Source organism: Staphylococcus sp. 510 (assembly GCF_057219715.1).
Genome location: NZ_JBXVVK010000002.1, coordinates 206,814 through 221,895 on the forward strand (window position 1 = coordinate 206,814; position 15,082 = coordinate 221,895).

10 protein-coding genes and 1 pseudogene are annotated in these 15,082 nt (G+C 34.7%); 10 read left to right on the top strand and 1 reads right to left on the bottom strand.

Annotated elements, in window-relative coordinates; genetic code table 11:
- Positions 1 to 12: 12 nt before the first annotated feature.
- Positions 13 to 567, bottom strand: coding sequence for a choline uptake/conversion transcriptional regulator CudC (gene cudC / locus AC2D8K_RS02885; protein WP_124228123.1), 555 nt, complete (start codon positions 565 to 567; stop codon positions 13 to 15).
- 342 nt (positions 568 to 909) lie between these two features.
- Between cudC and betB the strand changes: the two genes are divergently transcribed.
- From betB to lqo, 10 genes and pseudogenes are all read left to right on the top strand, one after another.
- Entirely contained in the window at positions 910 to 2,400 is a 1,491-nt protein-coding gene (gene betB, locus AC2D8K_RS02890; RefSeq protein ID WP_002452083.1) for a betaine-aldehyde dehydrogenase, read from the top strand.
- 135 nt (positions 2,401 to 2,535) lie between these two features.
- Complete coding sequence (gene betA, locus AC2D8K_RS02895; RefSeq protein ID WP_002452084.1) at positions 2,536 to 4,245, top strand: choline dehydrogenase; 1,710 nt, start codon at positions 2,536 to 2,538, stop codon at positions 4,243 to 4,245.
- Positions 4,246 to 4,390: 145 nt separating this feature from the next.
- Positions 4,391 to 5,562, top strand: a pseudogene (locus AC2D8K_RS02900) (M20 family metallopeptidase).
- Positions 5,563 to 5,579: 17 nt separating this feature from the next.
- The gene (locus tag AC2D8K_RS02905) at positions 5,580 to 6,968 is read left to right on the top strand and encodes an MFS transporter (RefSeq protein ID WP_145506352.1); all 1,389 of its coding nucleotides are present in this window, start codon (positions 5,580 to 5,582) and stop codon (positions 6,966 to 6,968) included.
- 140 nt (positions 6,969 to 7,108) lie between these two features.
- Positions 7,109 to 7,318: a sterile alpha motif-like domain-containing protein gene (locus tag AC2D8K_RS02910; RefSeq protein WP_049423144.1), complete on the top strand. Its 210-nt coding sequence runs from the start codon at positions 7,109 to 7,111 to the stop codon at positions 7,316 to 7,318.
- A 35-nt stretch (positions 7,319 to 7,353) separates the two neighbouring features.
- Entirely contained in the window at positions 7,354 to 7,827 is a 474-nt protein-coding gene (locus tag AC2D8K_RS02915; RefSeq protein WP_484697981.1) for an antibiotic biosynthesis monooxygenase family protein, read from the top strand.
- Positions 7,828 to 7,987: 160 nt separating this feature from the next.
- Positions 7,988 to 9,577, top strand: coding sequence for an acyl-CoA synthetase MbcS (mbcS, locus tag AC2D8K_RS02920; RefSeq protein ID WP_075778477.1), 1,590 nt, complete (start codon positions 7,988 to 7,990; stop codon positions 9,575 to 9,577).
- Positions 9,578 to 9,819: 242 nt separating this feature from the next.
- Positions 9,820 to 12,450: a pyruvate, phosphate dikinase gene (gene ppdK / locus AC2D8K_RS02925; protein ID WP_002452090.1), complete on the top strand. Its 2,631-nt coding sequence runs from the start codon at positions 9,820 to 9,822 to the stop codon at positions 12,448 to 12,450.
- A 1-nt stretch (position 12,451) separates the two neighbouring features.
- Positions 12,452 to 13,276: a pyruvate, water dikinase regulatory protein gene (locus AC2D8K_RS02930; RefSeq protein ID WP_002452091.1), complete on the top strand. Its 825-nt coding sequence runs from the start codon at positions 12,452 to 12,454 to the stop codon at positions 13,274 to 13,276.
- A 274-nt stretch (positions 13,277 to 13,550) separates the two neighbouring features.
- A complete protein-coding gene (lqo, locus tag AC2D8K_RS02935; protein ID WP_484697982.1) occupies positions 13,551 to 15,050 on the top strand; it encodes an L-lactate dehydrogenase (quinone) in 1,500 nt (499 codons plus the stop codon).
- Positions 15,051 to 15,082 lie beyond the last annotated feature (32 nt).

The window sequence follows — 15,082 nt, forward strand, 5'->3', positions numbered from 1 at the left end:
TCCTTTAGCCTTTTACTTATCTTCGTATTCTGGAATAGGGAAGTATTTAAAGATTTCTCCTGTTTCTAAAGCTTCGCTAAGTTGTGCTAACCATTCGTAATACACCTTTGAATGATCGAGTTTTGCTTTCACTTTATCAATATCTTGTCTTTCTTCATCAGTTAAATCACTGTTGTTTAAGAGAGGATTTAAAATAGCTTCAGCATCTTTAACTGCTTCCATGTTTGTATCGATTTCTCGTTCCCATTTTTTTGTGAAGAAATTGTGGAAGAAAGTAAAGAAGTCTTTTTCAGCAATGAAATGTTGCTTTCTGCTACCTCTTGTAAATTGTTGTTTAACGATGTCATATTCTTGTAGTTTCTTTACACCTGCACTCATGCTAGGTTTACTCATTTGCAGTTGTTGTCTCATTTCATCTAGTGTCATACTTCCTTCAAACACCATGATACCGTATAAGTTACCAACACTACGATTAATGCCATACAAGTCCATTGTTTCGCCAATGGAATTAATTACCAAGTCTTTGGCTTCTTCGACTTGAGATGTGTAGTTTTCCGAACGTGTCATGACTGTACCTCCAAAAAGAATTATTTCATTTTACCACGTCTCAACATAAAGTTAACATGATTTCATCTTTTATATGCTAATCAATTATATAATTTTATTTAAAAAAATGAAAAGCAAGGTTTTAGAAAAATTATTTTGTTTTATCTCGTTGTAAGAGCGCTGTTTGAATCAGTTCAAAAGGAACACCCTAGCTAAAGCTAGTGCGTAAGAATCACTAACTTAATAAAATTAAGAGTGATTCTTTATTCTTCAGACCTTTTGACATGTTTTCGTTTTATATGCTAACATATTTCTGTAAAATTCGTTAAATAAAAATTTAACAAACTTAACGGAGGTATTTTGATGGAACTTGTAAAGCGCTTGTCAAATCGTCAATTCATTGATGGTGAATGGGTAGATAGCTCAAATAAAAACACGAGAGATATAATCAATCCTTATAATCAAGAAGTTATTTTCACTGTAGCTGAAGGAACAAAAGAAGATGTAGAACGCGCTATTTTAGCGGCAAGACGATCATTTGAAGATGGTGAGTTGTCCTCAGAAACAAGTGAAGTCAGAGGTCAAAAAGTAAGAGCCATTGCAGATAAAATCAAAGAACATCGTGAAGAATTAGCAAAATTAGAAACATTAGATACAGGTAAAACGTTAGAAGAATCTTATGCAGATATGGATGATATTCATAATGTATTTATGTATTTTGCGGGATTAGCTGATAAAGACGGTGGCGAAATAATTAATACGCCAATTCCTAATTCAGAAAGTAAAGTCGTTAAAGAACCAGTAGGCGTGGTGACACAAATTACACCTTGGAACTATCCTTTATTACAAGCATCATGGAAAATCGCGCCAGCATTAGCAACTGGATGTTCACTTGTTATGAAACCAAGTGAAATTACACCACTAACAACGATTCGAGTATTCGAATTGATGGAAGAAGTAGGTTTCCCTAAAGGTACAATTAACTTAGTTTTAGGTGCTGGTTCAGAAATTGGTGATGTGATGTCAGGTCACGAAGAAGTGGATCTTGTATCATTTACAGGTGGTATTAAGACTGGTAAACATATCATGAAACAAGCAGCAGACCATGTAACGAACATAGCATTAGAACTTGGTGGTAAGAATCCAAATATCATTTTTGATGATGCAGATTTTGAATTAGCAGTTGATCAAGCATTGAATGGTGGTTATTTCCACGCAGGACAAGTATGCTCAGCAGGTTCAAGAATATTAGTGCATAACGACATTAAAGAGGACTTTGAAAAGGCACTCATCGATCGTGTTAGCAAAATTAAACTTGGTAATGGTTTTGATGATGAAACAGAAATGGGTCCAGTTATTTCAAAAGAACATAGAGATAAAATTGAGAAATATATGGAAGTTGCCAAAGAAGATGGCGCTACAATCGCTATTGGTGGTAAACGTCCTGAAAGAGAAGATTTACAAGCAGGCTTATTCTTTGAACCAACTGTAATTACGGATTGCGATACATCTATGCGTATTGTACAAGAAGAGGTATTTGGACCAGTTGTTACAGTAGAAGGATTTTCAGATGAAGCAGAAGCCATTCGCTTAGCTAACGATTCTATTTATGGATTAGCAGGTGCTGTATTTAGTAAAGATATTGGAAAAGCACAACGTGTTGCTAACAAATTAAAACTAGGTACTGTTTGGATTAATGATTTCCATCCATATTTCGCACAAGCACCATGGGGTGGATATAAACAATCAGGTATCGGTAGAGAACTTGGTAAAGAAGGATTAGAAGAGTATTTAACATCAAAACACATCTTAACAAATACTAATCCAGAACCAGTTAACTTTTTCAGTAAATAAAACATAGTAATGAAACAGAGGTTCGAGTGACACAAGTGACATGAGTTACTCAACCTCTTACATATTTCAGTACGATTCAAGATAACAATGAAAGAGATGTATACAAACAAAAATTGATTTCGGAGGTTATACGTGATGAGTAGAAAACACGATTCATATGATTACATCATTATTGGTGGCGGTAGTGCAGGATCAGTATTAGGTGCAAGACTAAGTGAAGATAAAGATAAAAATGTATTAGTATTAGAAGCGGGACGTAGTGACTATTTCTGGGATCTATTTATTCAAATGCCAGCTGCGTTAATGTTCCCTTCTGGTAATCCATTATATGATTGGATTTATCAAACTGAAGAAGAACCACATATGGGACGTAAAGTAGACCATGCAAGAGGTAAAGTATTAGGTGGTTCAAGTTCAATTAACGGTATGATTTATCAAAGAGGTAACCCAATGGACTATGAAGGTTGGGCAGAACCTGAAGGTATGGAAACTTGGGACTTTGCACATTGCTTACCATACTTTAAAAAATTAGAAACAACATATGGTTCAGCGCCATATGATAAATATAGAGGACATGATGGCCCAATCAAATTGAAACGTGGTCCAGCAACAAATCCATTGTTCAAATCATTCTTTGATGCAGGTGTTGAAGCAGGATATCATAAAACACCTGACGTGAATGGTTTCCGTCAAGAAGGATTCGGTCCATTTGATAGTCAAGTACATCATGGACGCCGTATGTCAGCATCAAGAGCTTATTTACGTCCAGCTATGAAACGTAAAAATTTAGATGTGGAAACAAGAGCATTTGTAACTAAAATTAATTTCGATGGTAGAAGAGCAACGGGTGTCACTTACAAGAAAAATGGTAAAGAAAGAACAATTAATGCCAAAGAAGTTATTTTATCTGGCGGTGCTTTCAATACGCCACAATTATTACAATTATCAGGTATTGGTGATTCAGAATTCTTGAAATCTAAAGGTATTGAACCTCGTGTTCATTTACCTGGTGTTGGGGAAAACTTTGAAGACCACTTAGAAGTTTATATTCAACATGAATGTAAAGAGCCTGTATCATTACAACCTAGTTTAGATATTAAACGTATGCCATTTATCGGCTTACAATGGATTTTCGCACGTAAAGGTGCTGCAGCTTCTAACCACTTTGAGGGTGGTGGTTTCGTACGTTCAAATAATGAAGTGGATTATCCTAATTTAATGTTCCACTTCTTACCAATTGCAGTACGTTACGATGGTCAAAAAGCACCTGTCGCACATGGTTACCAAGTGCACGTAGGTCCAATGTACTCTAATTCACGCGGTAGCTTGAAAATTAAATCTAAAGATCCATTTGAAAAACCAAGTATCATCTTTAACTATTTATCAACAAAAGAAGATGAACGTGAATGGGTAGAAGCTATTCGAGTTGCAAGAAACATCTTATCTCAAAAAGCGATGGATCCATTTAATGCTGGAGAAATTTCTCCAGGACCATCTGTTCAAACAGATGAAGAAATTTTAGATTGGGTACGTAAAGACGGTGAAACAGCGTTACATCCTTCATGCAGTGCGAAAATGGGACCTGCATCAGATCCAATGGCAGTTGTAGACCCACTAACAATGAAAGTACATGGTATGGAAAATTTACGCGTTGTTGATGCATCAGCAATGCCTAGAACAACAAACGGAAATATTCATGCACCAGTTTTAATGTTAGCTGAAAAAGCTGCTGACATTATTCGCGGTAGAAAACCATTAGAACCTCAGTATGTAGATTATTATAAACATGGTGTTCATGATGAAATGGCTGGCGCTAAAGAAAACGACCCATTTTATAAACATTAATTATTTCAATCAATCACTTCGGTATGACATATTCATATCGAAGTGATTTTTTATATTGTCATAATCATATCTTTAACAATGTAAAGTGTGACACAACAATAAAGTGGCATATCGTATTATAATATAGATAAAAGGAGAGGATTTTATGAGTAATACTTTAGTTGAACGTCTACGTGAAAAAGAAGATAGAATGATTGAGATTAGAAGATATCTTCATCAACATCCTGAATTATCATTTAAAGAAGTAGAAACGCCTAAATATATCGCAGACTTTTACAAAGACAAAGATTGTAAAGTAGAAACGAATATAGGACAAAATGGTGTGAAAGTAACGATTGATAGTGGTAAGCCTGGTAAAACACTTGCGATTCGTGCTGATTTTGATGCGTTACCAATTAAAGAAGAAACTGGGTTACCATTCGCCTCTAAGAACGAAGGCGTTATGCATGCGTGTGGTCACGACGCACATACTGCATATATGTTAATTTTGGCTGAAACGCTTATCGAAATGAAAGACCAATTTAAAGGTAAAGTTGTTGTTATTCACCAACCAGCTGAAGAAATGCCTCCAGGTGGTGCACAAGGTATGATTAAAGATGGTGTCTTAGACGGCGTTGATCATGTATTAGGCGCACACGTGATGAGTACAATGGAAGCTGGAAAAGTCTTTTATAAAGAAGGATTTGTTCAAACAGGACGTGCGTATTTCAAACTTACTGTACACGGTAAAGGTGGTCATGGTTCATCACCTCACATGGCAAATGATGCGATTGTTGCGGGTGCTAACTTTGTGACAACAGCACAAACTGTGGTGTCTAGACGCTTAAGTCCGTTTGAAACAGGTGTTGTTACAATTGGTTCATTTGATGGTAAGGGTCAATTTAATGTTATTAAAGATAGTATTGAAATTGAAGGTGACGTGCGTTAACAGATGATACTAGAGATACAATTGAAAAAGAATTAACGCGTCTTGTTAAAGGATTAGAAAGTACATTCGGTGTGACATGCGATTTTGAATTTAATAAGGACTATCCTGCCTTATATAATGATCCGGAATTTACATCTTACGTTGCAGACACAATTAATAATGCAGAAGACAATGATATTAAAGGTGTTGAAGAATGTGAACCACAACCCCCTTCTGAAGACTTTGCATTTTATGCAGTAGAATTGCCAAGTACATTTATTTATTCAGGGGCAGCACCTGAAGATGGTGAAATTTATCCACATCATCATCCTAAATTTAATATTAGTGAATCTTCTATGTTAGTTGCAGCTGAAGCAGTAGGAACTGTCGTGCTCGATTACTTGAATTAAAGGAGTTTAATACAACTATGAATCAACAACAAGAATTTAAAGGTAATAATAGATTATTAATTGGTATCGTATTATCGGTATTAACATTTTGGTTATTTGCGACATCATTAGTTAACGTGATCCCGACATTGACACAAACCTTTCATAGTCGATTGGAGACAATCAGTATAGCCGTCAGCCTAACAGCACTCTTTTGTGGAATGTTTGTTGTAGGTGCTGGCGGTCTTGCTGATACATATGGACGCGTTAAATTAACGAATATCGGTTTATGGCTTCATATCGTAGGGTCATTACTTGTTATTGCAACATCTTTTGTTCCGTTGCTATTAATAGGAAGAGCGATTCAAGGTTTGTCAGCAGCAGCTATTATGCCGGCGACTTTGGCAATAGTTAAAACATATTATCACGGTAAAGATAGACAACGTGCATTGAGTTTTTGGTCCATAGGGTCTTGGGGCGGTTCAGGATTAGCCTCCATATTTGGTGGTGTAGTGACCACATTTTTAGGATGGAAATATATTTTTATATTTTCCATTATCGTAGCACTCACAGCGTTGTTTCTTATTAAAGGCACGCCTGAAACAACTGCACATCAAGGGAATGAGAAGAAACGCTTTGATGTTATAGGTGTAGGATTACTTGTTTTAATTATGCTAAGTATTAATATCATCATTACGCAAGGTTCGAAGATGGGATGGTTGTCTATATTTATCATATGCTTGATATGTTTTTGCATTATGATGGCCATTGTATTTTATTATTTTGAAAGAAAATACACGCATCCATTAATAGACTTTAATCTTTTTAATAATAGATTATATTCGGTTGCGACGTTAGCTAACTTTTTATTAAATACAGTGGCAGGTACACTCATTGTTGCAAATACGTTTGTACAACAAGGATTAGGCTTTTCTGCTTTTAAGGCAGGTATGTTATCAATCACATATTTAGTTGCTGTGCTTTCAATGATAAGAGTTGGCGAAATGCTATTAAGAAAAGTAGGGCCAAGACAACCCATGTTGCTTGGTACGTTTACAACCATGTTAGGCGTGTTACTCATGTCGATGACTATGCTCTCAGTTACAAGTTACATTGTAGCCTGTATATTAGGATATCTGTTATTTGGATTGGGATTAGGTTTGTTTGCAACGCCATCTACAGATACGGCTATTTCCAATTGTGCAGAATCTGAAGTCGGTGTGGCAGCAGGTATATATAAAATGTCATCATCATTAGGTGGCGCATTTGGTATTACTTTAGCTGGTACCATTTATAGTGTAACAGCAAGTACATCTTCTATTGCTACTGGTGCTATGATAAGCTTCTGGTTTAATGCTTTAATGGCATTAAGCTCATTTTTAGTTGTTTGTTTAGCTTTGCCAAAATTAACACATCGTTCAAAATAATATCACTTATGTTTATAGGCTTACATATGAGTTGGTATAATTTTGAAAAACTAAAAAATTTAATACTATTTGATTGATAGTGATGTTTTATGACGCATTTCGTGATAGTATAGTAGCAATAAGTAAGATGAGGTGATAACGTGACGTTTTATGAATTTATACAAGGGTTTACAGGGGACCAAACACCTCTAGGTGAACTTGCAGCATGGGTAGATAAAGATATACAGTTTCCCAAAGAAGAAAAGTTAGCTGACAATATATTATTATATTTTAATCAAGTATCTAATTTAGATGATGAAAAATTAGAAATAGTTAAAAGATCACTCTCATTATACGAACAAGCTGTATAAATAAATGTAAAAATGAACTAGGATGAAGGTATAACATGTTATTAAATGATTACTATAAAACATATAAAATGAACGAATCAGAAGATACATTTATGATTGAAAAAAATAATGATGCTCAGTATTATGACATCTTAGAATCGATCAATGAGCTATCAAATGATACATTTTGTGTGCTCAATCATTTATATGTCAATGAAGATAAAGAATCTCAATTTGAAGATAAATTTTTAGGACGTCAAAAGCATTTGCAAGATGTACCGGGATCTAAAGCGTTACGTTTTCTTAGACCTCAAGCGAAACATAAACATTATATTATAGTGACTTTATGGCAATCGAGACAAGCTTTTTACGATTGGCAAAAGTCATCAGCATACGCGCAAACACATCGTAAGCGTGGAACAAAACGTGGGGTAGATAACCTAATCGTAAATCGTGATTTATCATATAATATTAGAATAGAACTTGAAGATATGACCAATCAATTTCTAAATTACGAAGATATTTTTTAACATATATAAAGAAACGATACAGAAATTAATTCTGTATCGTTTTTTTGATAACTATGAAAGTCATAATAGTTTGGTCATCCGTCAATAAAGAGTAAAATATACCAATGTGATAATACATTTGATAAAATTAAAATGAATGACATGGAAAGGGAGTAAAAATATGCAAAAAACAGATTTACTTGCACCTGAAAAGTATAATATTACATCAGCAATAGAACAATATGCTACAGATGCAACTAAAAAAGCAATTATTTACAGAGATTCAGAACATGATCATATTGAAGTGACTTATCAAGAATTGATAAAAAATGCGAATAAAGTAGGTAATGTTTTCAAAAAGCATGGCTTGAAATATGGTGATAAAGTATTAATCATGATGCCTAGAGCTATAGCTACATATGAATTATATATTGCAGCATTAAAATTAGGTATTGCCATCATTCCAAGTTCTGAAATGTTACGTACCAAAGACTTACAATATCGAGTAAGCCATGGTGAAATTGATGCAGTAATTTCATTTGGGAAATTTATTAAGGAATTTGAAGGTTTAAAAGAATATCAAAACCTTACTAAATTTATTGTTGGTGATACACATCCAGATTGGATTTCAATTGAAGAAGAAAAAGCCAATGCAAGTGATGAATTAGAAGCGGCTGATACTTCTCGAGAAGATGTTGCTATTTTATCATACACGTCTGGTACTACTGGTAATCCCAAAGCCGTTACCCATACACATGGCTGGGGTTATGCTCATTTACAAATGGCGCCTAAACATTGGCTATGTATTAAAGAAGATGATCTTGTTTGGGCTACTGCAGCACCAGGTTGGCAAAAATGGGTATGGAGTCCATTCTTATCAAGTTTAGGTTCAGGGGCAACAGCGTTTGTATATAACGGTCGTTTTAAACCAGAAACATATTTAGAATTATTACAAGAATATCAAATCAATGTTTTATGTTGCACCCCAACTGAATATCGTATGATGGCCAAATTACAAAATCTAGATGATTATCATTTAGAACATCTGCATAGTGCGGTGTCAGCGGGTGAACCATTAAACAGAGAAGTCGTTGAACAATTTAAGAAGTATTTTAATATCACGGTGAGAGATGGGTATGGTCAAACAGAAAGCACATTATTAATTGGCTTCTTAAAAGACACAGCATCTCGTCCAGGTGCAATGGGTAAATCCATTCCAGGTAGTTACACAACCATTATTGATGATGATGGAAATGAAGTAGAACCAAACGTCAAAGGTAATATTGCTGTGCCATTAGACTTACCAGCACTATTTAAAGGTTATTTCAAAGAACCAGAACGCACTGCAGCTGCAAGATTAGGCGACTACTATGTGACAGGTGATTTAGCTCATCAAGATGAAGATGGTTATTTCTGGTTTGAAGGTCGTAAAGATGACATCATTATTAGTTCAGGTTATACGATTGGACCTTTTGAAGTTGAAGATGCACTAACTAATCACCCTGCTGTTAAAGAATGTGCGGTTGTTGCAAGTCCACATGAATTAAGAGGTAATATTGTTAAAGCATTTATCATTCTTCAAAATGGATACACAGGTGATGACGAGCTAATTAAAGAGCTTCAAACATTCACAAAAAATGAAGTAGCACCTTACAAATATCCACGTGCTATAGAATTTGTAGAAGATTTGCCAAAAACAAATTCAGGTAAAATTAGACGTGTGGAATTAAGAGACGCAGAAGTAGAAAAATATAATCAAGAACATGAATAAAATATAAAGTATAAAGAACCTGAGCATTGAATCTATGCTCAGGTTCTTTTTTAATTAGTATGACACATTGTTTGTGATTATATGGCTAAAACAACTATAGGTTTTTAGCACAAATATTTAGATAATTTGTGTCAAAAATAAAAAATGTGCGTAATCGTTTTCATATCATACTTGTATTTTTCTTTTTATTATGACATACTCAAAATTAATTAGTATGACATAATAAAAAGAGGTGCTTACTTATGACAAAATTGATTTATGCATTTGATGAAGGACAAAAATCGATGAAAGACTTACTAGGCGGAAAAGGTGCCAATTTATCAGAAATGAAACGATTGGGTTTACCTGTTCCGGACGGTTTTACAATTACTACAGAAGCTTGTATAGATTATTTAAAACAAGGTGAACGTTTATCTGACGATGTAAAGGCACAATTACATAAGCATTTAACAGCCTTTTCAAATAGAACAGGTAAATCTTTTTCATCACATGATCACTTATTACTTGTATCAGTACGTAGTGGTGCGAAAATATCCATGCCAGGTATGATGGATACTATATTAAATTTAGGATTAAATGATGAGAATGTAGAAAAACTTGCTACTAAAACAAATGATGCTCGATTTGCGTATGATTGCTATCGTCGTCTATTACAAATGTTTGGCGATGTTGTTTATGGCGTAGCAATGACTCATTTTGATACATATTTTGAACAATATAAAAAAGAACATCAATATGACTCTGATGCTGATATTACTGCTGAAGGGTTAAAAGAAATTTGTGAACAATATAAAGATATTTATTTAGAACATGGTCACCAACCCTTTCCTCAAGATCCGCTTCAACAATTAGAAGAATCAATTGAAGCTGTATTTAAGTCTTGGGATAATGATCGTGCTCGTGTCTATAGAGATTTAAATGATATTCCACATGATATTGGTACAGCTGTGAACATTCAGGAAATGGTGTTTGGTAATAGTGGTGAACGAAGTGGTACAGGCGTGGCATTTACTAGAAACCCTGTGACAGGAGAGAATCAATTATTTGGAGAATATCTATTAAATGCTCAAGGTGAAGATGTCGTAGCAGGTATTCGTACACCAAAGGATATCGATACATTGAAGGAACAAATGCCAGACGTGCATCAACAATTTGTCAATGTGACGAAACAATTAGAAACGCATTATAAAGATTTACAAGACATTGAATTTACAATTGAAAATGGAAAACTGTATTTATTACAAACGCGTAATGGTAAGCGTACAGCACGAGCAGCTATTAAAGTAGCCGTTGATTTAGTTAACGAAGGACTCATCACTAAAGAAGAAGCTGTCACACAAGTTGATGTAAAATCAATTGAGACATTACTACATCCTAATTTTAAAGAAGAAGCATTAAAACAAGCGACGGTTATTTCGAAAATGGGGCTACCTGCAAGTCCAGGTGCAGCGACTGGAAAAGTTGTATTTTCAGCTGAAGAAGCTAAAGTTCAAGCAGAGAATGGTGACAGTGTTATTTTAATGAGACCTGAAACATCTCCGGAAGATATCGAAGGCATGGTGGCTAGTGAAGCTATCGTCACTACACATGGAGGAATGACATCACATGCTGCAGTTGTCGCTAGAGGGATGGGGAAATGTTGTGTGACAGGTTGTTCTGATGTCGAAATTGATACAGTAAACAAAACAGTATATTACCCTAATGGTGATATGTTACATGAAGGGGATATCATTTCAGTTGATGGTAGCGCTGGAGATTTATATCTTGGAGAAATTGAAACAGTTAGCGCTGAACATAGTGATGAGTTCGAACAATTTATGGAATGGTCAGAAGAGATTGCACGATTACAAGTACGCATGAATGCAGAAACACCACAAGATATACAAGCAGGTTATCAGTTTAATGCTAAAGGCATTGGCTTAGTGCGTACAGAGCATATGTTTTTCGGTGCGGAGCGCCTTGTGGAAATGCGTCGATTTATATTAGCTTCTAATTATGATGAACGTGTAGAAGCATTAAATAAAATCAAGACATATCAAATCGAAGACTTTGAAGCCATATTTAAATTGTCATCTGGGCGACCAACAATTGTCCGCCTATTAGATCCACCGTTACATGAGTTCTTACCATCAACAGAAGAAGATATTGCTATGGTTGCAGACCAATTAAATGTTTCTACAGCACATCTAAAACGAAGAATCAATGATTTGAATGAAGTTAACCCAATGTTAGGACATAGAGGATGTCGCTTAGCTATTACTTACCCTGAACTTTATGAAATGCAAGTTGAGGCAATCATGACTAGCGTGTTTAACCTTAAAAAAGAAGGTATGACATCTCAACCAGAAATTATGATTCCGCTTGTGTCTACAGTTGAAGAATTCACAACATTAAAAGCACAATTAGTATCAACTATTCAGGATTTAGAGAATGCTATGGAAGATAAAGTACATTATTTGATTGGCACTATGATAGAAACGCCAAGAGCATGTTTGATTGCAGACCAATTGGCACAACATTGTGACTTCTTTAGCTTTGGAACGAACGATTTGACGCAATTAACATATGGGTTCTCAAGAGATGATGCAGGCAAATTTATAAATGTGTATACTGAAAGTAATATATTACAGCTTGACCCTTTCCAAACGTTAGATCATGATGGCGTAGGTCAACTGATAGACATAGCGGTCACAAATGCTAAACGCGTTAATTCGTCTATTAAAATAGGTGTTTGTGGAGAATTAGGTGGAGATGCTAAATCAATACGTAGATTTAACCAATTGGACATTGATTATGTTTCATGTTCACCATTCCGTGTACCTGGAGCAATCCTAGCTACAGCTCAGAGTCAAGCTGAAGAAAGTGAGAGATAATGTGAAAGAACAACAAGCACAACAATTAACGATTTACATCGTTTCTGACTCTATAGGGGAAACAGCACAACGGATGATACATGCGACATTAACTCAATTTCCAGACTTAACCCAAATAGAAATTAAGAAGTTCCCATATATTAAAGATGAAAATGAATTTCTTAATGTATTAGAATTAGCACATGAAAAAAATGCGATAGTGGTTACAACACTGGTTAGTGAATCCTTCAATGCACTTGGTCATCAATATGCAAAGGAACATCAAATATCATATATAGATTATATGTCGGAATTAATTACGATGATCGAGCAACATACGCAATCTACACCGTTGATGGAAAGTGGCGCATTACGAAAAATGAACACAGAATATTTCAAACGTATAGAAGCCATAGAATATTCGGTGAAATACGATGATGGTAAACACTTCACTGATATTGGAGAAGCAGACGCCCTAATCGTTGGCGTATCTCGAACGTCTAAAACACCATTGAGTATGTACTTAGCCAATAAAGGCTATAAAATAGCGAATATACCATTAGTGCTAGAAGTGACGATTCCCGAAAGTGTTTTCCAACATAAAGGGTTAAAGGTATTCGGTTTAACAGCAAGTCCTAATTATATCGCTAATATTAGAAAAAATCGTGCCGAAGCGTTAGGTATTTCAAAAACGTCAACATACAATAGTTTAGATAGAATTAAGAAAGAATTATCCTATGCTGAAGAAATATTCAATAAATTAAATGCTACCGTTATTAATACAGAATATAAATCTATAGAAGAATCAGCATTTTATATCGAGAAATTTTTACAACAAAATGATTAAAGTATAATCAAATTAAATATTATTCCGCAGTGAATTAATGTGACATATATATATAATTTCATGTATTTGTGGAAAAAATATAATCACCTTCTAAATCAATTTCTATTATTATAAAGAATAATAATTTACTTTTATCAATGGTTGATTTAACATAAGAATAGAAGACTAGTTTACGAGATGAAATGTTAGAAAAATTGTATTAAATCCTGATTTAGTCAATAAAATGCAATTTTAGTGGACTGGTGTAAGTATTTATTTTGGAGAGGTGAACAACATGGCAAAGTCTGACAAAAAAGACGTAATTTTAATTGGTGCCGGTGTACTTAGTACAACTTTCGGATCAATGTTAAAAGAAATTGCGTCAGACTGGAATATTCATTTGTATGAACGCTTAGACCGTCCTGGTATTGAAAGTTCTAACGAACGTAACAATGCAGGTACAGGTCATGCTGCGCTTTGTGAATTGAACTATACTGTTCAACAACCTGATGGTTCAATTGATATCGAAAAAGCGAAAGAAATCAACGAACAGTTTGAGATTTCTAAACAATTTTGGGGTCATTTAGTTAAATCAGGAAATATTGAAGACCCACGCGCATTTATTAATCCATTACCTCATATTAGTTTTGTAAGAGGTAAAAATAACGTTAAATTCTTAAAAGATCGTTATGAAAAAATGAAAGCTTTCCCAATGTTCGATAATATCGAATACACTGAAGATATCGAAGTAATGAGAAAGTGGATTCCGTTAATGATGAAAGGTCGCCAAAATGATGGTGGCTACATGGCAGCAAGTAAAATTGATGAAGGTACAGATGTAAACTACGGTGAATTAACACGTAAGATGGCACAACACCTTCAAGAAACTGATAATGTAGAAGTAAAATATAATCATGAAGTGGTTGATTTTACACGTTTATCAAATGGTAAATGGTCAGTAAAAATTAAAAACCGTAACACAGGTGACGTGTTTGAACAAGAAACGGATTATGTATTTATTGGTGCTGGTGGTGGCGCAATTCCACTATTACAAAAAACAGGTATCCCTGAAAGTAAACATTTAGGTGGATTCCCAATCAGTGGACAATTCATTGCATGTACCAACCCAGAAGTAATCAAACAACACGATGCCAAAGTATATGGTAAAGAACCACCAGGCACACCACCAATGACTGTACCTCATTTAGATACACGTTATATTGATGGTGAAAGAACATTACTATTCGGACCATTTGCGAACGTAGGTCCTAAATTCCTTAAAAATGGTTCAAACTTAGATTTATTCAAATCTGTAAAACCATACAATATTACAACTCTACTTGCATCTGCAGTTAAAAACTTACCATTAATCAAATATTCATTTGACCAAGTGATTATGACTAAAGAAGGTTGTATGAATCATTTACGTACATTCTATCCAGAAGCACGTGATGAAGATTGGCAAGTTTATACAGCGGGTAAACGTGTACAAGTCATTAAAGATACAGAAGAACATGGTAAAGGTTACATTCAGTTTGGTACTGAAGTAGTAAACTCACAAGACCACTCAGTGATTGCATTATTAGGTGAATCACCAGGTGCTTCAACTTCAGTATCTGTAGCATTAGAAGTTCTTGAGAAAAACTTCGCTGAATATGCTGATGAATGGAAACCATTAATTAAGAAAATGATTCCATCATATGGAGAATCATTAATTGAAGATGAACAATTAATGAGAAAAATCCGTAAACAAACTTCTAAAGACCTTAAATTAGGTTTCTATGGAGAAAAATAATTAAAAATTAACTCAACCAAAGCGTCAAAAAC

Bases quoted from the DNA above. Each gene is read 5' to 3' on its own strand.
- cudC (WP_124228123.1), bottom strand. From the start codon at position 567: ATGACACGTTCGGAAAACTACACATCTCAAGTCGAAGAAGCCAAAGAC.
- betB (WP_002452083.1), top strand. From the start codon at position 910: ATGGAACTTGTAAAGCGCTTGTCAAATCGTCAATTCATTGATGGTGAA.
- betA (WP_002452084.1), top strand. From the start codon at position 2,536: ATGAGTAGAAAACACGATTCATATGATTACATCATTATTGGTGGCGGT.
- AC2D8K_RS02905 (WP_145506352.1), top strand. From the start codon at position 5,580: ATGAATCAACAACAAGAATTTAAAGGTAATAATAGATTATTAATTGGT.
- AC2D8K_RS02915 (WP_484697981.1), top strand. From the start codon at position 7,354: ATGTTATTAAATGATTACTATAAAACATATAAAATGAACGAATCAGAA.
- mbcS (WP_075778477.1), top strand. From the start codon at position 7,988: ATGCAAAAAACAGATTTACTTGCACCTGAAAAGTATAATATTACATCA.
- ppdK (WP_002452090.1), top strand. From the start codon at position 9,820: ATGACAAAATTGATTTATGCATTTGATGAAGGACAAAAATCGATGAAA.
- lqo (WP_484697982.1), top strand. From the start codon at position 13,551: ATGGCAAAGTCTGACAAAAAAGACGTAATTTTAATTGGTGCCGGTGTA.